Consider the following 21,024-nt stretch of genomic DNA (forward strand, 5'->3'; position numbering starts at 1 on the left):
CGCGCAAGCTATTTCGTGCTTCCGGTCGTCTTCTTGACCTGATCGACGTATTTGTTGGTGTAGGTCTTGGTGACGTCGATGCCGGCTTTCGCCACTTCCGGCGAGCCCTCGCTGAACACGGCGAGCACGGCTTCGGCGCCCTTGGGGTCCATCTTGCCGGTTTCCGAATACATCGGGATCGTGTTCTTCAGCGCCGCGAGATACTGCGCCCTGTCCTTTCCGACGATCTCGTCCGGCATCTTGGCCATGATGTCTTCGGCGGTGTGCGAATGGATCCAGGCCAGCGTTCCCATGATGGCATTGGTCAGCGCCTGCACCTCCTTCTCGTGGCCGTTGACCCAGGCCGCGGTCGAATAGAGCGCGCCACCGGGATATTCGCCGCCGAACACCGCAAGCGTGTCGTGCTGGGTGCGGGTGTCGCTCAGGATCTTGAGATCGGAATGGCTGCCCTGCAGCACAGTGACGGCGGGATCGAGCATCACGGCGGCGTCGATCTGGCCCTGCTCCATCGCCGCGACCGCGGTGGCGCCGAGGCCGACGCCGATCACGGCCGTGCCGGCCGGATCGAGGCCGTTCTTCTTCAGCATGTATTTCAGGAAGAAGTCGGTCGAGGAGCCCGGCGCGCTGACGCCGACCTTCTTGCCGGCGAGATCCTTGATCGAATTGATCTCGCCGGTGTGCTTGGGCGAGACCACCAGCACGAGGCCGGGATAGCGGTCATAGACCACGAAGGCCTGCAGCTCCTGCTTCTTGGCCGCGAGGTTGACGCAGTGGTCGAAATAGCCGGAGACGACATCGGCACTGCCGCCGAGCACGGCCTTCAGCGCATCCGAGCCGCCCTTGAGGTCGACCAGCTCGACCGCAAGCCCGGCCTTGTCATATTCGCCAAGCTGCTTGGCCAGCACGGTGGGCAGATAGCACAGGCAGGCGCCGCCCCCGACCGCGATGGTGATCTTGCTTTGCGCCGCGGCAAGGCCCGTGGACAGGGTCAGCGCCAGCAGCGTTCCGGCAAGCTTGCCCAGCAGTTTGTTCATGACGTCCTCCGTTCGACTGGCCGGCAAGATAGAGGAGCAGGCCTGCCTTGAGAAGGCGACTTTCCGGTTACTGGTCAAGCCTGCGGCCACGGCATAGCATTGCAGATACAGGAAATCGCCGAACAAGCACCAAGAATATTTCAAGGGAAACTCCAAGGGAGGTCTTCATGAATCGTATTGCAACCGCGCTGTCGATCGCCACTGCCTTCGCCGCCGGCTGTGGCGTCACCCATCTGCTGCGGCCGGCGCTCGCGGCCGAGAGCATCACCGCGCAGGTCATCCACACCGGCGAGATGGAGGGCGACAAGCTCGGCGACGCCAACAAGGTCGGCTTCCGCTCCAAGACGTTCGTCTCGGCCGACGGCGCCACCGTCTCGATCCAGGACGGCAACGTGCCGAAGCACATGCACCCCAACACCAACGAGATGCAATTCGTGCTCGAAGGCACCGGCACGGTCTGGCTCGGCGACAAGGAAGTGACGGTCAAGCCGGGCGATTTGATCGTGATCCCGAAGGGGACTCCGCACGGCGGCAACAAGCCGAACGGCCGCGCCATCAAGTCGATCGCGATCAAGACGCCACCGCAGGCGCCGGATGATACCAAGCTGTTGGATTGACGACGGTCCGTCGGCCGTCATCGCGAGGCGCGTCCGACCTTGCAAGCACCGTCACCCCCGCGCAAAGGCTTCGCCTTTGTCGCTGGAGGAGGCCGCGAAGCGGCCGTCTCGAAGGGTCGACGGCCCGACTGTGGCCGTCCATCCTTCGAGACGCGCGGAGCCTGTCATCGGGCCGCGCTTCGCGCGGACCCGTTGGCGCTCCTCAGGATGACGGGGCTGAGACCGTTGCGCGCGGCAAAGCGTTCTCCAAGCATACGCCAATCTGTTACTTCGGCAGCCGTTCCGTTGCATGACGATTGACAGATAATTCACTTGCCTCACCTCTGCTCACTCCATAATATGATGATCGTCATTTTATAGAGAGCGAACCATGAGCCTGGACGATCACCCCACGGTCAGGGCGGTGCGCGCGCGCAGCAGCCAGCACGTTCACGACGTCCCGGTTTCCTCGGAACTGCTCAAGCGGATCGCGCGCGAGTGCGGCGCCGATGACGTCGGCATCATCGAGTTCGACCGCGCCGCCATCGCACCGCAACGCGACTTCATCCGCAAGGTCTACGGCCGGACGCGTTCCCTGCTCGCGATCGTGTGCCACATGAACCGCGAGCCGGTGCGCTCGCCGTCACGCTCGGTCGCCAACGAGGAATTCCACGGCACCTACGATCACGTCAACGAAACCGCGCGCGCCATCGTTCGCGCGCTCGACGCGCACGGCATCCCGGCCTGCAATTCCGTCGCCGCCTTCCCGATGGAGATGGACCTGCCCCGGATCATGATGGTCCAGCACAAGCCGATCGCGGTCGAAGCAGGTCTCGGACGGATGGGAATTCATCGCAGCATCATCCACCCGAAATTCGGCAGCTTCGTCCTGCTCGGCACCGTCCTGCTCGGATCCGAGGTGGACGCCTATGACCAGCCGATCGACTACAATCCCTGCCTGGAATGCAAGCTGTGCGTGGCCGCCTGCCCGGTCGGCGCCATCAAGCCGGACGGCGGCTTCGATTTCCTGTCCTGCCACACCCACAATTATCACGACTTCCTCGGCAACTTCACGCAGTGGGTGGAGAAGGTCGCGGATTCCAAGGACGCGAAGGATTATCGCGCCCGCGTCCCCCGCACAGAGACGCTGAACATCTGGCAATCGCTGTCGTTCAAGCCGGGCTACAAGGCAGCCTATTGCATCTCGGCCTGTCCGGCCGGCGAAGATGTGATCGGCCCCTTCCTGCATGATCGGGACGCGCATTTCACTGAGGTGGTGCAGCCGCTGATCGACAAGGACGAGTTCGTCTATGTGCTCCCGGACACCGACGCCGAGGACACGGTGACGCGGCGCTTTCCGCACAAGAAGGTCCAGCATGTCACGTCCGGCCGCCATACCGGCAGCATCCAGTCCTACATCTTCTCGCTCTCGCTTGGATTTCAGCGCGGCAGGGCCCGCGGTCTGGATTTCGTGACGCATCTGCGCTTCACCGGGGCAAGCGCGCTGGATATGACGGTCGTGATCAAGGGCAAGGACCTGCAGGTGGTGCCGGGGCGTCATGTCGGAGACGCGGCGCTGAACATCACCGCCGATACCCAGGCATGGCTGCGCATCCAGAATCGCGACCTCGACCTGGCCGACGCGATTGCCTCAGGGCTGGTGAACTACAGCGATGAGAAGCTGTTCGCGGCCTACATGCGGTGCTTCCCGCTCTAAGTGGTTGCGTAGGGTGGGTTAGCCGAAGGCGTAACCCACCATCTCTTCGCCGCACAAAGTTGGCGGGTTACGCTGCGCTAACCCGCCCTCCCTCTCCACGTCATTGCGAGCGAAGCGAAGCAATCCATCTGTCCGCGCACGCAGATGGATGGATTGCTTCGTCGCTTCGCTCCTCGCAATGACGGCGTCGTGGGTCACACCAACAGACCACCGCCATCCACTGGAAGAGTCTGTCCGGTGACGTAGCTGTTCAGCATCAGATAGACATAAGCCGCGGCGGCCTCGCCCGGCGATGCCGCGCGCGGCAACGGCAAGCCTGCCACGTAGCCGCGCACCCTCTCCTTCGGCATCTGCTTGACGCGCTCGGTGAGAATGAGCCCCGGGCAAACGGCATTGACGCGGACCGGCGCAAGATCGACGGCAAGGCCCCGGGCCAGGCTCTCCATGGCACCCGCGGCCGCGGTGACAAACGGCATCCCCTTCTGCGGGCGGTGTGCCAGCAGGCCGCCAGTCAGCGTGATCGATCCGTTCGCAGCGATCACACGGCTGGCGTGCTTGACCGCCGCGAGCGAGCCCCAGAAACGAAGAGTGAGAGCCTCGCGCGCGGCGACGAGATCGAGATCCCGCGTGGCACCGAACGCCGGGAGGCCCTGATCGCCCGCCGTGATCGCGAGGTGATCGAAGGCGCCGACCTGCTCGAAGAAGCGCGACACGCTGGCTTCATCGCGCAGATCGACGGTCATGCCCGCAGATCCCGGCAGCCGCGCGACCGCGGCATCGACATTGGCCGCCTTGCTGGAGGCAATCACCACCTCCGCGCCCTGCTCCCGCGCCAGCGCAGCGACGGCGAATCCGATCCCCGACGATCCTCCGATTGCGATCACGCGCTTGCCGTCGAGCGACATCGCAGCATCTGCCATGGCTGGTCTCCACTTCTTACTGCGCTGAATAGGCCAGCTGATCGAGATCGGCGATCAAGCCCGGCCCGACCGGCTCCCATCCGAGCTTCTTGCGCGTCTGCGCGCTGGAGGCCGGCATGTCGTAGGCCGCGAAGGTGCCGAGCCAACCAAAGAAGGCCTCGGTCTCTTGCGGGGCGATGGATTTGGCGGGCAACTTCAGGCGACGCCCGATCGCTTCGGCAATCTCGCGCATCGGAACACCCTCTTCCGCGACCGCGTGATATCTTGCGTTCGGCTCGGCCTGTTCGATCGCCAGCCGGTAGAGACGCGCCACGTCGAGGACATGCGCCGCCGGCCAGCGATTTTGCCCGTCGCCGACATAGGCGCACGCGCCCTTTGCGCGGTACACCTCGATCAATGGGGTGATGAGACCCTGCCGGACCGGATCATGGACCTGGGGAAGACGCATGACCGATGCGCGGACGCCCTTCAGCGACAGAGCCGTCTGCTCCGACACGCGGGGAAACGGGAAGTCCGGCGATATCATCTGCGTCTCAATCGCAAGCTGGCCTGCCCCGGCCAATCCCGCCAATCCACCGGTCACGATCAGGGGCCGGTCCGATCCCGCCAGGACAGAACCCAGGGCTTCGATGGCGCAGCGGTCGATCTCGCAGCTCTTCGCGAAATTGGACCAGTCGTGAACGAAGCCCAGGTGAATGACAGCATCCGAGGCGGTTGCCCCCTTGCGCAAGCTATCAAGGTCCTCGAGCGAGCCGCGAAGAACCTCCGCACCGAGGGCAGAGATCGCGTTCGCCCCCTCGTCCGAACGGGCCATGCCAAGAACCTGATGTCCGGCGGCGATCAGGTCCTTGACGACGGGAGTGCCGATAAATCCGGTGGCACCAGTGACAAACACACGCATCAGCAAAGTCTCCAGGTTTCGTTGGAGACAAGTCTGGGCCCGCGCGCTATCCTGTTAAAGTAGTGACCTTATCATGGTATAATTTCTAACAGCATGAGCGCTTCAGTCGAACAGGAGAACCTGCTCGGCGCCTATCTGAAGGACCGCCGCAGCAAGCTCGATCCGGCCGTGTTCGGCTTTCCGCCGGAGCGGCGGCGCACGCCGGGGCTACGCCGCGAGGAAGTGGCGCAGCGCGCCAACATCTCGGCGACCTGGTACACGTGGCTCGAACAGGGCCGCGGTGGCGCGCCCTCGGCCGACGTGCTCGACCGCATCGCGCGTGCGCTGATGCTGACCGATGTCGAGCGCGAGCACCTGTTCCTGCTCGGGCTCGGACGCACGCCCGAGGTGCGCTACCACAGAAGCGAAGGCGTCACTCCGCGGCTGCAACGCGTGCTCGACGCGCTGGAGCCGCGCCCCGCCGTGATACGCACCGCGACCTGGGACGTCGTCGCCTGGAACAAAGCCGCGACCGTGATACTGACGGACTACGGATCATTGCCGCCGAGCGAGCGCAACATCCTGCGCTTCATGTTCCTCGATCCGCGCGTCCGTGCTGCGCAGCACGACTGGGCCAGCGTGGCGCGCTTCGTGGTCGGCGCCTTCAGGGTCGACGCCGCGCGCGCAGGTGCTGCCGCCGAGGTGCAGCCGTTCGTCGACGAACTCTGCCGGCTCAGCCCGGAATTCGCGGCGCTTTGGCGCGACAATGACGTTCGCACCCATGGCGAAGGCATCAAGCAGCTTCGGCACCCGATCCTCGGCCCGGTCAAGTTCGAATACTCCGGCTTCGCAGTCGATGGCCGGCCCGACCTCAGCATGATCGTCTACAATCCTGTTGATCCGGAGGTGGCGGAGAAGATCAGCGGGCTGATGGAGGCGGCACCGGCGCACGAACGCGCGTGATCGTCGCGCTTCTCACAAAACGAAACGCAAATTGCGTCGCTTCTCTGACACGACCTCAGGTATAGTCGCCCCACCACCGAGCCAACGGTGGGATTTGGGAGAAGATAGCCATGAAAGCCTCGTTACTCCTCGCGGGCCTAGCTGTCGCGATCGTGTCGATTGCCCCCGCAAATGCTGAGAACAAACCCAAACTCGCCAAGCAAGCGGCCTCGGGACCGGGCTGCTCAATCTCCGGTACCTGGCCCAATCCTACGCCGGTGGTTTGCTGGCCAGAGGGCGTCAAACGTTTCCACAGCTTCAACGAATGCAGGGAAGCCTTCCTCAGGTTAGGCCATGACCCCCAGGGCATCTCGTGGTTTTGCACCAGCCAGGGATACAAGAGCTGACGGTTTCGCGCCCGGAATGCGGTGAGGCCGCCTTCGTTCGCGGCCTCTTTCGTTCCGGACGTGCCGAGCTTGTGTGTTAATCCCGCGTCACGGCTGTCGGCCGCCAGACCAGCAGCCGCTTCTCCACGACAGTCACCGCCATGTCGATCAGGATGACGAAGGCCGACAGCACGAACATGCCGGCGAATACGCCGGCGACGTCGAACACGCCCTCGGCCTGCTGGATCAGATAGCCGAGGCCGGCCGCCGAGCCGAGATATTCGCCGACCACCGCGCCGACCACCGCAAAGCCGACCGAGGTGTGCAGCGAGGAGAACATCCACGACAGCGCCGAGGGCCAGTAGACATGGCGCATCAGCTGCCGCTCGTTCATGCCGAGCATGCGGCCGTTGTCGAGCACTGTGGTCGGCACTTCCTTGACGCCCTGGTAGACGTTGAAGAACACGATGAAGAACACCAGCGTCACGCCGAGCGCGACCTTGGACCAGACGCCGAGCCCGAACCACAGCGCGAAGATCGGCGCCAGCACCACGCGCGGCAGCGCGTTGACCATCTTCACATAGGGATCGAACACCGCGGCGACACGCGGCTGCCGCGCGAACCAGAAGCCGACCAGGATGCCGCTGCCCGAGCCGATCACGAAGGCGAGGATCGATTCCCACAGCGTGATCGCCAGATGCTTCCAGATCACCCCGGTCGAGAACCATTTTACAATCTGGCCGAAGACGTCGAGCGGATTGGAGAAGAAGAACGGCGGCAGCAACACCTTGCCGAAAACCGGCACGGTGGAAAAGAACTGCCACAAGGCCAGTGTGACGACGGCGACCAGAACCTGCAGCGACAGCAACGTCAAGCGTGACATCAGGCGGCTCCCGCCTGCGTCGACTGGACATAGCCCTTCATCACCTCGTCCTTCAGCACGCCCCAGATCTCGCGGTGCAGGGCATGGAAATCCTTCTCCATCCGGATTTCGGCGATATCGCGCGGCCGCGGTAGCGTGATGCGCCAGTCGCCGATGATGCGCGCGGAAGGACCGGCCGACATGATCACGACGCGGTCGGCAAGCGCGATCGCCTCCTCGAGATCGTGGGTGACGAACAGCACCGCCTTGCGGTCGGCGGTCCACAATTCCAAGAGCAGGTTGCCCATGATCTGCCGGGTCTGGGCGTCGAGCGGGCCGAACGGCTCGTCCATCAGCAGTATCTTCGGATCGCGGATCAGGACCTGGGCGAGCGCGACGCGCTTGCGCTGGCCGCCCGATAGCATGTGCGGATAGCGGCCGGCGAAGGCGCCGAGCCCGACCGAGGTCAGCCATTTCTGCGCACGCACGAGCGCATCGGAGCGTGGCGTACCCCGGATCTCGAGCCCGATCGCGACATTGTCGATCGCGGTCTTCCACGGGAACAACGCGTCGGCCTGAAACAGATAGCCCGCGTCGCGGTTGAGGCCAGTGAGCGGCTTGTCGAAAATCCGCGCCGACCCGGCCGCCGGTTTCAACAGCCCCGCGGTGACGTTGAGCAGCGTGGATTTTCCGCATCCGGTCGGGCCGACAATGGCCACGAACTCGCCATGCGCGACCGTAAGATTGGCCTGCTCGACCGCGGTATAGACGCGTCCATCCGCCAACCGAAACGCCACCGTCGCACCGTCAAGCGCGACCGCCGTCGGCTCCGTCATCGCCACGCATTCCTCCCGAACATCAGGCAAATGGCTTAGCGGTTCGCTCGGGCAAGTTCAACGCAGGAAGAGGACGCAGGCTGCGGTCACGCAGTTTTCAGACAAGCCGGGTTGCGCACGGCGCAACCGTGTTACGCACTGCGTAACCGGGGTTGCGCATCGCGCCGACATCGTCGAGGCTGCGGCCAACGCGGTGGACAAGGAGACAATCATGCGGATCGCAGTGGTCGGCGCCGGAGGCGTCGGCGGCGGCTTTGGTGCGGCGCTGGCGCACGCCGGCGCCGACGTCACCTTTATCGCGCGCGGCGCGCACCTCGCCGCCATGCGCAGCGAAGGCCTGAAGGTTCAGGGCGGCCGCGGCGAAACCCACCTGGTCCCGACCCAGGCGACCGACGACCCCGCAAGCGTCGGCCCGGTCGATATCGTGCTGTTCTGCGTCAAGCTGTGGGACGTCGAGAGCGCCGGCGAGCACATCAAGCCGATGGTCGGTCCCGACACCGCCGTGATCCCACTGCAGAACGGCATCGATGCGCCCGACCGGCTGATCCCGATCCTCGGGCGGAACGCCGTGATGGGCGGCGTGGCGCAGATCTCCGCCTCGATCATCAAGCCCGGCGTGATCAACCAGGTCGGCACCTTCATGCGGATGATCTTCGGCGAGCTCGACGGCCGCATCACGCCGCGCGGCAAGGCGCTGCTCGATCTCTGCCTGAAGGCCGGTTTCGATGCCACGCAGAGCGAGCAGATCAACACCGAGCTGTGGATGAAGTTCGTTGGCCTCGCCACCAATGCCGGCATGACCGCGGTCACGCGCCAGCCGATCGGCCGGCTGCGCGACGATCCCGACCTGCGCCCGTACTTCGTGTCAGCCTGCGACGAGATCATCGCCGTCGCCCACGCCAGCGGCATCAAGCTGCCGCCGGACCCGCTTGCGAAGGTGCTCGACTTCATCGGCCATGCGCCGCCGGCGATGAAGGCGTCGATGGCGCTCGATCTCGAGCGCGGCAACCGGCTCGAACTGCCCTGGCTGAGCGGCAAGGTGGTCGAGCTCGGCCGCAAGCTCGGCGTGCCGACCCCGACGCACGACTTCCTCTATGCGGTACTGAAACCCTACGCGATGGGCACGCCGGCGTAGGCAGGCAACCACGCGCCGGAGCAGCGGCCCCGCTCAGGCATGTTGCGGCGGGGCGAGCGTGGCGACCTGATCAGGATGCACCGTGATGGCCGTGCCGCCATGTCCATCGCTCGCGGCGACGAAGGTGGATGCCATGTAGTTTCCGAGCAAGGCGATGCTGGCGGCGTGGACGCCGTCCGAGACGGAGAGCGATCCGCCCGCGGTGTTGCCGGCAAAGCCCACGGTCTGCCCGGCCGCAAAATTGATATTGGCGAAATCGATCGCGTCGGCTCCCGTCATGCCGGCGACGGTGCCGGAGAAGTCGGCGGGGTCATCGAGCTTCAATGTCCCGGAGCTTGATGCAAAGGAGATTTGCGCCGAGCTCGCCGACGCAAGCTCGAGGGTCTGTCCGGCTGGAATGATCGAGGGATCGCTGATCGTGAAGGCGCCGGACCAGGCGCCCCAGACGGTTCCGTCATTGGCTTTGATCCAGAGCGTGTCGGTGCCCGATCCGACGTGATACGCGAGTTGGGCGAGCTGCGAGGCTGCGACGACGTTGTCCTGATTTGCTCCCAGCGCAACACCGTTCAGCGTGAAGTAGCCGCTCCCGCCTCCGCTATTCCAAACATCATACGATGTCGCGGAACTGCCGAACGGATCCGAATAGGTGAAGAGCGAGGACACCGAGAACGTCTGGCCTTGAACGGACAGCGTGTTTGAATTGGTCGGGGTCAGCACCGGACCCGTGTCCACCGGCGCAGTCACGGTGAAAGCACTTGACCATGATCCCCAGACGGTGCCGTCGTTCGCGCGGACCCATAGCGTGTCCGCGCCCGAGCCGGATTGATAGCTCAGCGACGCCAGCTGGGCTGCCGTGACGTAATTGTCCTGGTTCGGCGCGAGCGCCACCCCGCTCAAGACAAAGTGCCCGCCACCTGTGCCGGTGTCCCAGACGTCATATTGGGTCGCTGCGCTGCCAAACGGATCGCTGTAGGTGAACAGCGCCGAGGCTGCATAGCTTTGACCGTGACCAGCAACGATGCTCGACACCGTCTCCAGGGGTCCGCTGTCGACCGGCGCATTGACAGTGAAGGCGCTCGACCACGCCCCCCACACCGTGCCGTCATTGGCGCGGATCCAGAGCGTGTCGGCCCCCGAGCCGGATTGATAGGTCAATGACGACAGCTGCGCGGCCGTGATGTAATTGTGCTGATTGGCCGACAACGCCGACCCGTTCAGAAGGAAGTGTCCGCCGCCTGTGCCCGTGTCCCAGACGTCATATTGGGTCGCAGCGCTGTTGAATGGATCGCTGTAGGTGAATAGCGACGAGGCCGCATAGCTCTGACCGTGCGGCGCAACGATGTTCGACACCGTCTCAACGGGTCCGCTGTCGAGGGGAGCATTGACGGTGAAGGCGTTCGACCACGCTCCCCACACCGTGCCGTCATTGGCGCGGACCCAAAGCTTGTCGATACCGGAGCCCGACTGATAGGTCAGCGACGCCAGCTGGGCGGCCGTGATGTAATTGTCCTGATTGGCCGGTAGCGCCACGCCGTTCAGAACGAAGCTCCCGCCGACGGTGCCGGTATCCCAGACGTCATATTGCGTTGCAGGACTGTTGAACGGATCGCTGTAAGTGAACAAGGACGAGGCCGCATAGCTCTGGCCATGAGCCGCGACAATGTTCGACACCGCCTCGACGGGACCGCTGTCGACCGGCGCATTCACGGTGAAGGGGCTCGACCACGCGCCCCACACCGTGCCGTCATTGGCGCGGATCCAGAGCGTGTCGATGCCGGAGCCGGATTGATAGCTCAACGAGGCCAGCTGGGCGGACGTGATATAGTTGTCCTGGTTGGCGGGAAGCGCCACGCCGTTCAGAACGAAGTGTCCACCACCTGTTCCGTTGTCCCAGACGTCATATTGCGTTGCCGGACTGTTGAACGGATCGCTGTAGGTGAACAAGGACGAGGCCGCATAGCTCTGGCCATGCGCCGCGACGATGTTCGACACCGCCTCGACGGGACCGCTGTCGACCGGCGCGGTGACGGTGAAGGCGCTCGACCACTGTCCCCACACCGTGCTGTCGTTGGCCCGGATCCAGAGCGTGTCCGCGCCGGAGCCGGATTGATAGCTCAATGACGACAGCAGCGCGGCCGTGATGTAGTTGTGCTGATTGGCGGCAAGTGCCACCCCGTTCAGGACGAAGTGGCCGCCACCGGTGCCACTGTCCCAGACATCGTATTCTGCGGCTGCGAGGCCGAACGGGTCGTAATAGTTGAACAGCGACGACACGGCAAAGCTCTGGCCGTGCGTTGCCGTCACGTTTGCGGCCGTCACCACGGGACCTTGCGGGGTTGCCGTGAATTCGCTCCAGGCGCTCCAGGAGACGCCGTTGAATGCCTCCACCCACAGCTGGTCGCTCGCGGGACCGAACTGATAGGCAATGCTGGACCACTGTGAGGCAGCGACGTCGATCTCGACCCCGTTCGCCTGCGCCACCCCGCCCACGGTGAAGTGTCCGTTACCGGTGGAGTTCCAAAGCGCATATTCGATGATGGGCAGAGGACTGCCCGTCGTATAGAACATGGACGATGCCGCGACCGAGGTTTGCACGCGGCCGGTTATGTTCGATGCGACCACCGTAGGCGCGACGTCGACGGCGCCGGAATTGTCGATGACGAAGTCGCCGTCCTCGCTGGCGATCTGGGTTAGCGAGACTTCAAATTGCACATCCCAGTTCTGGCCGGGATAGCTGTTGCCCCATGGATTGCGAACGATGAAATTGCCCGTCGCGCTGTCATAGCCGACGACGCCGAACGCGTGATCCGGGACCAGCTGGATATTTCCGGCACTGTCATACGTGTACGGAGACGTTGAAGGAATCTCGAGAATGACGTCGTCGTGGCTGGAGAGTGCGGCGATATAGACGGACTTGCTGCTGTACCAATTGGACGCGCTGCTCAGATAATAGTTGACGCTCGTCGCGTCGGTCAGATTCTCGAAGACGTCCGTCGGGGGATCAGCGGAGATATTGTTGTAGCTGTTGACCGCCGGGTGCCCGATCTGGCCCGTTGCGCTGAGCTGCGCGTAGGCCTTCTCCACCAGGGCAACCCACATTGCCGTGGGCTGCTCATTGTAGTTGTGGCCATAGTCAAGCTCGGTGCCACTGACGACCGGAAACTCGTCATTGACGGTTTCCCATGTCTCCTGACCATTGACATAGAAGCGCACGCCATAGGTGCCGTTTCCATTGTCGACGATCATGGAGCTCATGACCTGAGGATGAAAGACGACGACGTCGATCAATCCCGACATCAACTCGCAATCGCCGTCTGCGCCCTGACAGATGTCGTTGACGGTGGCCGCGCCCGTCGAAGAATACAACGGCCCGACAACCGCGCTGTAGCCCTGCAATGTCCAGCCGCTCCCGCCTGCATCGGGCGGCAAAGTCGGATCCGGAAGATCGGTCCCCTGGAACCACTTTCCGATCAGTTCAGACATCTGCGTCGACGTCGTGCCGACCTGCAGATTGCCGAGCGTGACGTGAGCAGTGCCGCCCCCTGTCCAGGTGGCGTTCGCCGGATTCCCATCAACGAGCTGGTTGAAAAGATGGGAGACATAGTCCGATGTGGTGAGGCCGCTGTTCAGATTGGCCGCAATCAGCTGCAGCGAGTTCAGCTCATTCGCGGTGACACTCCCGCGATTGGCGACATCCGCCAGCAACTGGATGGCTTCAGCGTCGGTGAAGACGCCGTCCGCAGCAAAGTTGAGCATGTCGGACTTGATGCCGCTGTCGACGAGGGAATTGACCCAGCTTGCCGTCATTGAATTCCTTCGCAAATCTTGACGCGATACGATTGCTGTCGGCCAGGCCTGTCCTGGCGAGGTTGCACGCGTCCCGTCGCGACGAATCCAGCAATAGATTGCGTAACTATCGCCATAGTTGTGAACGAATTCGAGACGCGTGTCGATCTTGCCGACCGCTGCCAAAAGCCAAAGCAGCCCGCATGATCGTGAAGATTCGTTAACGTCTGCCTGATGCGCCGCCGACCACCCGGGATCGCGGCAGGGGTTGGCCCCGGTTCCCCAGGGAAGCCGAACCTGGTTCGGGTTCCCTGCAGAGCATCAGCCCGCGCCGCGATCCCTTCGATGCGCTGGCTCGCGCGGCATGAACGCAGGGCTGAGCGCCGTCCGCCCGATCGAATCACGCGCGTTCGGGAGCAGCCGGCTCGGCCCCCTGAAATCCCAGCAGAACTGAAATCTGCCGGCCGGCCTCGCGCACCAGCCTGGAAAATTCCAGCAGCTTCTGTTCGTCGATGCGCGCGCCCGGTCCGTAGAGGCCGACCGAACCGACGACGTCGCCGCGGTGATCGAAGCAGGGTGCGGAGACCGCGACCGTGCCGGCGAAGATCTCGCTGTGGCTGGTCGCGTAGCCGTTGCGCCGCGCAAATGCCAGGGCTTCCTCCAGCCGCGCACGGTCAGCGCTCTCAGGTATGGTGGCGAGGAGTTCGGCCTGCCGCGCCGGGTCCATGAAGGCCAGCATCGCCTTGCCGGTCGAACCCCGGGTCAAGCTCAAACTGTCGCCGACGCCGCGGCTGATCGAGAGCACGTGACGGCTCTGGCATTCGAGGATGCAGATGCCGCGATCCTCCTGGACGCGGAACAGCGCCGCGGTCTCGCCGGTCGCCTCGCGCAGGCCTTCGACAACCGGGCGTGCGATCACGACGACCTCGAGCCCCGTCAGCCAGACATGGGACAGCTTCATCACGCCGTGGGATAGCCGAAAGCGCTGCGGGTCGCCTTCGGCCTGGATCAGGTCGCGCTGCGCCAGCGTCTGCAGCAGGCGATAAAGCGTCGGCCGGCTCAGCCCGACGCGCTTCTGGATCTCGATCACGCTCATCGCCGGCTGATCGGGCGTGAAGCATTGCAGGATCGCGATCGCGCGGTCGACTGCGCGCACGCCTGACACCCCCTGCTCAGCGTCGTGAGCTTCCGCCTTCGGTTTCTTCGCCATCCGTCCACATCCGCAAATTCGACAGGGCGCGCTGCATCCAGCGCACTTGACCAATCGGCCTGCCCGGATACTATCTCATAATATGAGAATAATGTCCACTAAATGGACATCATAGAATGACGGGAGGATTGGAATTGCTTCAGACTGACGCCACGCGCAGATGGTCCGCGATCGCCGCGCTGATGCTCTCGACGTCGCTGGCGTATGCCGCGCCTGACGGCTCGGGCATCTCCGACGGCGTGGTGCGGATTGCGGTCCTCGGCGATTACGGCAGCGGCCGCGATCTCGGCGGGCCGGGTTCGGTGACCGCCGCCAGGCTCGCCGCTGCGGATTTTCACAACAAGGTGCTGGGCAAGCCGATCGAGATCATCTCGGCCGATCACCAGAACAAGCCCGACGTCGCGGTCGGGATCGCGCGGCAATGGTTCGACGTCGAGCATGTCGACGCGGTGACCGACCTTGCGGTGAGTTCGGTCGGCCTCGCCGTCGCCGGGCTCGCCACGCAGAGCAACCGGACCGCGCTGGTCTCGGGCGCCGCGACCTCCGATTTGACCGGCGACAAATGCTCGCCCGTCATCACGCATTGGGCCGATGACACCTACGCGCTGTCGGCTGGCCTGGTCGGCGAGCTGAGCCGCCGCGTCGGCAAGGAATGGTTCTTTGTCGCGGTCGATTATTCGTTCGGCACCGCGATGGTGAAGGATGCTTCGCGCGCGGTGACCGATGCCGGTGGCAAGGTCGTCGGCGCGGTGCGCTATCCCTTCAACACCACCGACTTCTCGTCCTTCCTGCTGGCGGCGCAGAGTTCCGGCGCCAAGGTGGTGGCACTGGCCGGCACCGGCGCCGACACCGTCAACGCGGTCAAGCAGACCCACGAATTCGGCCTGCAACAGGGCGGGCAGACCATCGTCGGCATGCTGACCTTCATCTCCGACGTCCATTCGATCGGCCTGCGCGATGCGCAGGGCATGTACATCGCGTCCCAATATTACTGGGATGACGACGACGGCACCCGCGCCTTTGCCAAGCGGTTCATCGAGATCGAGAAGCGCGAGCCGACCAAGCTGCAGGCTGCGACCTACGCCGCCGTGCGGCATTATCTGAAGGCGATCGAGGCCGGCGGCAGCGACGAGGCCAAGGCTGTCAATGCCGAGATGCGCAAGCTGCCGGTCGATTTCTTCGGCCGCCCCGCGCACGTCCGCAAAGACGGCCGCGTCGTCTACGACCTGTCGCTCTATCGCGTGAAGAAGCCGGACGAGAGCAAATATCCCTGGGACTACTACCAGAAGATCGCGGTCATTCCCGGCGACAAGGCGTTCCGCCCCGAGGGCACGGGCGGCTGCAAGCTCGACAAATAGGACGCACCACCATTCGCCGCGACGCACGGTCGCGCATGCAAGAAACAAGGAGGAGCCGATGCCGCTTCGCAACGATTTCGATCAGCTTGTTGACGTCAAAAGTGGCTTCATCAGCCGCGAGATCTTCGTGGACGCCGATATCTACCGGCAGGAACTCGACAAGGTCTTCACCCGCGCGTGGCTGCTGGTTGGCCACGAAAGCCTCGTGCCCAATCCCGGCGACTTCTACACCTCGCGGATGGGCGAGGAATCCGTCATCCTCTGCCGCGACAAGAAGGGCGAGATCCACGTCTTCCTGAATTCGTGCCGGCACCGCGGCATGAAGGTGTGTCGCTATGAGCAGGGCAACACCTCGCTGTTCACCTGCCCCTATCACAGCTGGACCTACACCACCGACGGCAAGCTGCAGGGTGTTCCGCTGCACCGGACGCTCTATGACGGCGTGCTCGACCGCGAGGCCAATTCGCTGGTCTCGGTGGCGAAGCTCTGCAACTACAAGGGCTCGATCTGGGCGACCTGGGACAAGGATGCGCCCGACTTCATCACCTATCTCGGCGACGCCAAGATCCATCTCGACCAGGCGCTCGACTGCCGCGACGGCCGCGAGGGCGGCTCCGAGGTGATCGGCGTCCACAAATGGGTATTCCCCGCCAATTGGAAATTCGCCGCCGAGAATTTCCTCGGCGACACCTATCACAATCCGAGCCACCGCTCGGTCGATCTGATCGGCATCGGGCCGAGCGCAGCCGCCGGCAAGAAGGGCCGCCGCGACGACGAACTGGAGAAGGCACAGCACGTCTGGATCAGCTTTCCGGGAGGCCACGGCGTGCACAGCGCGATCCAGCCGGAAGCCAACGAATACACCGAGTCCTTCCTCGACAATCCGATCCTCGAACAATACTTCCGGCACTGTTTCGAGGAGCGCAAGCGGCGGCTCGGCGAAGGGGCGCGGCTGTTGCCCTTTGTCGGCACGATCTTCCCCAACACCTCCTATCACGGTCGCCAGCCGCGCGGACTTTGCGCCTGGCATCCGCACAGCCCGACCTCGACCGAAGGCTGGCGCTTCTTCCTGGTCGACAAGGACGCGCCACAGGAAGCCAAGGACTATCTGCGCCACTACTACATGCGCTACTCCGGCCCGGCCGGCATGACCGAGCAGGACGACATGGAGAACTGGCTCTATGCGACCGCGGCGAGCACCGGCACCGTCGCGCGGCGCTATCCCTTCAACTATCAGCAGTCGATGGGCGCCTACGTCACCGATCATCCGCTCGGCGGCGATGTCTCCACGCAAGTCACCGAGCAGATCGCGCGCGGCTTCTACCGCCGCTGGTCCAGCTACATGCAGAGCGGCGACTGGCACGAGTTGCTTGGATCGCCCGCGGGCAACCGGGAGGCCGCAGAATGACCGCGCCGCGAAAAACCATCCTCGTCAGCGGCGGCACCTTCGGCATCGGCCGCGCGATTACACTCGGCCTCGCCCGCCGCGGCCATGCGGTGGTGGCGTTCGGCCTCGAGGCGCCACAGGTCTCGAGCATCGCGCAGAACGCCATTCCGGTCCTGCGCCAGCAGCTCGATCGCGAAGGCCTATCCGCCGAATTGATGGAAGCCGATGTGTCGCAATCGGGCGATGTCGGCAGAGTGGTCGCGCAGGCGATGGCGCGGTTCGGACGCATCGACGGCGTCGTCAACAACGCCGCGATCGGTCCGCTCGGCACCGTGCTCGACACCGACGAGGCGTTGTTCGATCGCATTATCGCCGTCAATCTGAAGGGACCGTATCTGACCAGCCGCGCCGCGATCCCCCACATGATCGCGCAAGGCGGCGGCTCGATCGTCAACATCGGATCCGGCGCCGGTTGGGGCAAGCCGAACATGGCGGTCTACAGCGCGAGCAAGGGCGGCGTTGTCGCGTTGAGCGCCGCGATGGCCTACGACTTCTTCCACCAGCGCATCCGCGTCAACACCGTGATCCCTGGTGGTGGCGGCATCGTCAGCGGCATGAGCCTCGGCCGGGTCGGCGGCGATGCGGCGCGCTTCGGCAAGGGCGTGCCTGGCACCGCCGCGGGCCGGGTCGCTAGTGGCGATGACATCGCCAATGTCGTGGCCTTCCTGCTGTCGCCGGAAGCCGAAACGCTGTCCGGCACGGTGATCGACGTCGGCTGCTTCGCGCAACAGGGCGGGCCGATTCCGCCCGCTCCGGCGACCTGACAACCCCGCGATCCCTGATGAGGAGATGCCGATGACGACGACGGTTCAGGATCACGACAAGCAAGCGCACCTTGCCGGCGCCACGATCGAGCGATCGGCGGCCTACTACCGGCTGAAGGCTGACGTCGAGGATTTCTACTACCACGAGGCCGATTTGCTCGATGACCGGCGCTTCCGCGACTGGCTCGAGCTGCTCGCCGAGGATGTCAGCTACTTCATGCCGATCCGGCGCAATGTGAAGTTCGGCCAGCAGGCCGCACGCGAGAACACCAAACGCGGTGAAGGCATCAGCTGGTTCGACGAAGACAAATGGACGTTGACCAAACGGGTCGAACAGATCCTGACTGGCGTGCATTACGCCGAGGAGCCGCTGTCGCGGATCACGCATATGGTCAGCAACGTACAGATCAAGGGCGGGCGGCCGGATATCGGTGCGGCCCGCGAGCTCGACGTCACCAGCCGCTTCCTCGTCTATCAAAACCGCGTCGAGTACGAGACCTACATCTTCGTCGGCCGCCGCAACGACACGCTGCGCCTGACCGACAATGGCTGGAAGATCGCGCGGCGCGAGATATTGCTTGAACAGAATATCCTGCTGGCCAAGAATCTCACCACGTTCTTCTGAGCAAGGTGTGGTGCGATGATTGACGTGACGGCGATCAAGGTGGGGACCCGGCTCAAACTGGAAGCTGATATCGTCGCCGAGGTGGTGGAGAACATGGAGGACGGCCAGTGGCTGCAGGTGCGCTATCTGGAGTCCCCTGCCCGTCCGGGCGATGTCGGCACGGTGGAGCTTTGCCATGCCCAGGACGTCGTCAAGGTGCTCAGCGACTAGTTCCAGCCAACGGACCATCGATCATGCTGCGATTTGAATACATGCCGAGCGATTTCCATCCGCTGTTCCTGTTCCTCGGCGAGGCCGCGGATATTGCCGCGCTGGCAAGGCTGTTGCGGCGCTTTGCCGAGAATCCGCAGGCCGTTGCCGTGGCGGAGCGGATTCCCGGCGCGGTCTCGCGCAACGAACTGGTGCTCGTGCCCGCCGACGAGGAATTCGGCATGCGCGATCTCGGCGGCCGATTTGCCTGGAAGCTGACGGATTGGCAGGCCGAACGGATCGCCGAGCGCATCGAGCTCCTGACGCCTGAGGATAACAAGTCCGGCTCGGAGCTCGTCGAGATCGGCAGCGAGGGCGAGATCCCGGTCAAGGTCTCGCGTGGCGAGTTCACCGATGACTTCCTTGTCACGCGCAGATAGCGGCGGATGGATCGCGTGAGCACAAACCGCAGGCCAAAAGTCCTGATTGCCGGCGCCGGGATCGGCGGCCTCGTCGCGGGGCTGGCGCTGCTGCAGCGGGGGATCGAGGTTGAGATCTTCGAGCAGGCATCGGAGCTGCGCGAACTCGGCGCCGGCGTCCAGCTCAGCGCCAACGGCACAAGGGTCCTGATTGCGCTCGGCCTCGAGCAACACATGCAGGCGATCGCCTGCGAGCCCTCGGGCAAGGAGATCCGGCTGTTCAGCACCGGGCGGACCTGGAAGCTGTTCGACCTCGGCGCCTCCTCGCGGGCGATCTATGGCGCGCCCTACTGGATGGTGCATCGCGGCGACTTTCACCGCGTGCTGGTCGACGCATTCAATGCGCGGGCACCGGAACGTCTGCATCTCAACAGCCGCTGCGCCGGTTTTGACGAGGACGGTGACGGCATCTGGCTGCGTCTCGCCAATGGCGAGCGGCGCCGCGGCGACGTCGTGATCGGCGCCGACGGCGTGCACTCCGAAATTCGCCGGCAGATCGGCGGCGACACACAACCATTCTTCTCGGGTGTGGCCGCTTGGCGCGGCCTGGTCCCGATGCAGCGGCTACCGGCCAGCCTCAGGCGCGACGTCGGCACCAACTGGGTCGGTCCCGGCGGCCACGTCATCACCTATCCGGTTCGCCGCGGCGAGCTGCTGAACTTCGTCGGCATCTTCGAGGGCGAGAGCTGGTCGGTCGAGTCGTGGACCGAACGCGGCACGCGCGAGGCCTGCGGCGATGCCTTTGCCGGATGGCATCCGGACATCCACACCATCATCGACAACCTCGATATTCCCTACAAATGGGCACTGCTTGGCCGCGACCCGCTCGGTCGCTTCGCCGTGGTGCGGGCCTGCGTGCTCGGCGACGCCGCGCATCCGACGCTGCCGTTCCTGGCCCAGGGCGCCAACATGGCGATCGAGGACGGCATGGTGCTGGCACGCTGCCTCGCATGCTTCCCACCCGAGGAGGCGCTGCAGCGCTATCAGGCCGCGCGGCTAACGCGGACGAATATGATCGTGATGAAGTCCGCCGAGAATGCCAGGCGCTTCCACAATCCGGCGCTCGCCGACGCCGCAGGCGCCGACGCCTATGTCTCGCGCGAATGGCAATCGGACCGGGTGCGCGAGCGCTATGATTGGCTGTTCACCTACGACGCCTTGAACGTGCCGGTCTGACGGCAGGCATTCGAGCTGCCTGGTGTTCCCGCATCAGTGGGCACGATGCCGTCCGCGATGTGCCCGGCGCTTCAGAGGCAATGGCGGCGCAAAGAAGGGATTCACCGAGCACATCGCGCCCCGGCCCGACGCCGACGCCTGGCACTGCGGGATCGAGGTGAAGCTGCAATCGATGTAGCTTCCGCCGAATTTGCCCTGATAGACGTGCATGCACACCGGATAGTTCGGATCGTAGGCCTGCCCGGCGGCAGGTCCGGCGAGGGCGACCGCGAATGCGGCGATCGCGAACAGTTTCAGGCGCATCGGTCTGTCCTTGTCGCTCGGAAGGTTTCCCCACAACAGCCGGAGTTAGTCAACTGCGCCAGCGACGCGACGGCGCGCTAGTCGGCGGGCTGACGCGGTCGTTGACCCCGCTCCCTGGTCGGCTTTTTTTGACCTTTGTAGAACGAATTGACCGAGCATGTCGCCGATCGTCCCGAGGCCGTTGCCTGGCATTGCGGAAGCGACGTGAAGCTGCAATCGATGTACTCGGGCGTCAGCCTGCCGCCATAGACTTCCAAGCAAACCGGATAATTCGGATCGTACATTTGCGCGGCGGCCGGCCCGGCGATGCCGACGCCGATGGCAGCGATGATGGTGAATTTCAAGCGCATCGAATTCTCCTCAAGCTTGCTCCGCAACG

20 protein-coding genes are annotated in these 21,024 nt (G+C 64.3%); 11 read left to right on the top strand and 9 right to left on the bottom strand.

Annotated elements, in window-relative coordinates; all coding sequences use genetic code 11:
- Positions 1-8: 8 nt before the first annotated feature.
- A complete protein-coding gene (locus ACOIX3_RS29815; protein ID WP_420965533.1) occupies positions 9-1,034 on the bottom strand; it encodes an ABC transporter substrate-binding protein in 1,026 nt (341 codons plus the stop codon).
- 167 nt (positions 1,035-1,201) lie between these two features.
- On the opposite strand from ACOIX3_RS29815, the gene ACOIX3_RS29820 reads away from it, so the two are divergent.
- Positions 1,202-1,651: a cupin domain-containing protein gene (locus ACOIX3_RS29820; RefSeq protein WP_420965534.1), complete on the top strand. Its 450-nt coding sequence runs from the start codon at positions 1,202-1,204 to the stop codon at positions 1,649-1,651.
- A gap of 370 nt (positions 1,652-2,021) precedes the next feature.
- Positions 2,022-3,347, top strand: a complete 1,326-nt coding sequence (locus ACOIX3_RS29825) for a 4Fe-4S binding protein (protein ID WP_420965535.1) — start codon at positions 2,022-2,024, stop codon at positions 3,345-3,347.
- Between the two features lie 194 nt (positions 3,348-3,541).
- Here the strand turns inward: ACOIX3_RS29825 and ACOIX3_RS29830 are convergent, their stop codons facing one another.
- Positions 3,542-4,267 carry an SDR family oxidoreductase gene (locus ACOIX3_RS29830; RefSeq protein ID WP_420965536.1) on the bottom strand — a complete coding sequence of 242 codons (726 nt, stop codon included), beginning with the start codon at positions 4,265-4,267 and terminating at the stop codon, positions 3,542-3,544.
- Positions 4,268-4,283: 16 nt separating this feature from the next.
- The gene (locus tag ACOIX3_RS29835; protein ID WP_420965537.1) at positions 4,284-5,168 is read right to left on the bottom strand and encodes an SDR family oxidoreductase; all 885 of its coding nucleotides are present in this window, start codon (positions 5,166-5,168) and stop codon (positions 4,284-4,286) included.
- 93 nt (positions 5,169-5,261) lie between these two features.
- Between ACOIX3_RS29835 and ACOIX3_RS29840 the strand changes: the two genes are divergently transcribed.
- Entirely contained in the window at positions 5,262-6,110 is an 849-nt protein-coding gene (locus tag ACOIX3_RS29840; RefSeq protein WP_420965538.1) for a helix-turn-helix transcriptional regulator, read from the top strand.
- 462 nt (positions 6,111-6,572) lie between these two features.
- Here ACOIX3_RS29840 and ACOIX3_RS29845 read toward each other — a convergent pair whose 3' ends face one another.
- Together ACOIX3_RS29845 and ACOIX3_RS29850 are read right to left on the bottom strand one after the other, a co-directional pair.
- On the bottom strand, positions 6,573-7,358 hold the full coding sequence (locus ACOIX3_RS29845) for an ABC transporter permease (RefSeq protein ID WP_420965539.1): 786 nt from the start codon (positions 7,356-7,358) through the stop codon (positions 6,573-6,575).
- Positions 7,358-8,173, bottom strand: coding sequence for an ABC transporter ATP-binding protein (locus ACOIX3_RS29850; protein ID WP_420971826.1), 816 nt, complete (start codon positions 8,171-8,173; stop codon positions 7,358-7,360). The genes ACOIX3_RS29845 and ACOIX3_RS29850 overlap by 1 nt, the downstream gene beginning before the upstream one ends.
- 211 nt (positions 8,174-8,384) lie before the next feature.
- On the opposite strand from ACOIX3_RS29850, the gene ACOIX3_RS29855 reads away from it, so the two are divergent.
- Entirely contained in the window at positions 8,385-9,308 is a 924-nt protein-coding gene (locus ACOIX3_RS29855) for a ketopantoate reductase family protein (protein ID WP_420965540.1), read from the top strand.
- A gap of 33 nt (positions 9,309-9,341) precedes the next feature.
- Here ACOIX3_RS29855 and ACOIX3_RS29860 read toward each other — a convergent pair whose 3' ends face one another.
- Positions 9,342-13,115, bottom strand: coding sequence for a C2 family cysteine protease (locus ACOIX3_RS29860; protein WP_420965541.1), 3,774 nt, complete (start codon positions 13,113-13,115; stop codon positions 9,342-9,344).
- Positions 13,116-13,494: 379 nt separating this feature from the next.
- Positions 13,495-14,304, bottom strand: a complete 810-nt coding sequence (locus ACOIX3_RS29865) for an IclR family transcriptional regulator (RefSeq protein ID WP_420965542.1) — start codon at positions 14,302-14,304, stop codon at positions 13,495-13,497.
- A 128-nt stretch (positions 14,305-14,432) separates the two neighbouring features.
- On the opposite strand from ACOIX3_RS29865, the gene ACOIX3_RS29870 reads away from it, so the two are divergent.
- The 7 genes from ACOIX3_RS29870 to ACOIX3_RS29900 are packed head-to-tail and all read left to right on the top strand — an operon-like array spanning position 14,433 to position 20,342.
- On the top strand, positions 14,433-15,662 hold the full coding sequence (locus tag ACOIX3_RS29870) for an ABC transporter substrate-binding protein (protein WP_420971827.1): 1,230 nt from the start codon (positions 14,433-14,435) through the stop codon (positions 15,660-15,662).
- A gap of 58 nt (positions 15,663-15,720) precedes the next feature.
- Positions 15,721-17,070 carry an aromatic ring-hydroxylating oxygenase subunit alpha gene (locus ACOIX3_RS29875; RefSeq protein WP_420965543.1) on the top strand — a complete coding sequence of 450 codons (1,350 nt, stop codon included), beginning with the start codon at positions 15,721-15,723 and terminating at the stop codon, positions 17,068-17,070.
- Positions 17,067-17,873, top strand: coding sequence for an SDR family NAD(P)-dependent oxidoreductase (locus tag ACOIX3_RS29880; protein ID WP_420965544.1), 807 nt, complete (start codon positions 17,067-17,069; stop codon positions 17,871-17,873). Before ACOIX3_RS29875 ends, ACOIX3_RS29880 begins: the two co-directional genes overlap by 4 nt.
- A 31-nt stretch (positions 17,874-17,904) precedes the next feature.
- Positions 17,905-18,498, top strand: a complete 594-nt coding sequence (locus ACOIX3_RS29885; protein WP_420965546.1) for a 3-phenylpropionate/cinnamic acid dioxygenase subunit beta — start codon at positions 17,905-17,907, stop codon at positions 18,496-18,498.
- A gap of 15 nt (positions 18,499-18,513) precedes the next feature.
- Entirely contained in the window at positions 18,514-18,708 is a 195-nt protein-coding gene (locus tag ACOIX3_RS29890; protein ID WP_420965547.1) for a hypothetical protein, read from the top strand.
- A 23-nt stretch (positions 18,709-18,731) separates the two neighbouring features.
- Positions 18,732-19,127 carry a hypothetical protein gene (locus tag ACOIX3_RS29895; protein WP_420965548.1) on the top strand — a complete coding sequence of 132 codons (396 nt, stop codon included), beginning with the start codon at positions 18,732-18,734 and terminating at the stop codon, positions 19,125-19,127.
- Positions 19,128-19,133: 6 nt separating this feature from the next.
- Positions 19,134-20,342, top strand: a complete 1,209-nt coding sequence (locus ACOIX3_RS29900) for an FAD-dependent monooxygenase (protein WP_420965549.1) — start codon at positions 19,134-19,136, stop codon at positions 20,340-20,342.
- A 33-nt stretch (positions 20,343-20,375) separates the two neighbouring features.
- Here ACOIX3_RS29900 and ACOIX3_RS29905 read toward each other — a convergent pair whose 3' ends face one another.
- Complete coding sequence (locus tag ACOIX3_RS29905) at positions 20,376-20,645, bottom strand: DUF3551 domain-containing protein (protein ID WP_420965550.1); 270 nt, start codon at positions 20,643-20,645, stop codon at positions 20,376-20,378.
- A gap of 77 nt (positions 20,646-20,722) precedes the next feature.
- On the bottom strand, positions 20,723-20,995 hold the full coding sequence (locus ACOIX3_RS29910) for a DUF3551 domain-containing protein (protein WP_420965551.1): 273 nt from the start codon (positions 20,993-20,995) through the stop codon (positions 20,723-20,725).
- Positions 20,996-21,024 lie beyond the last annotated feature (29 nt).

This window comes from Bradyrhizobium sp. B120, from assembly GCF_049075665.1.
GTDB lineage: Bacteria > Pseudomonadota > Alphaproteobacteria > Rhizobiales > Xanthobacteraceae > Bradyrhizobium.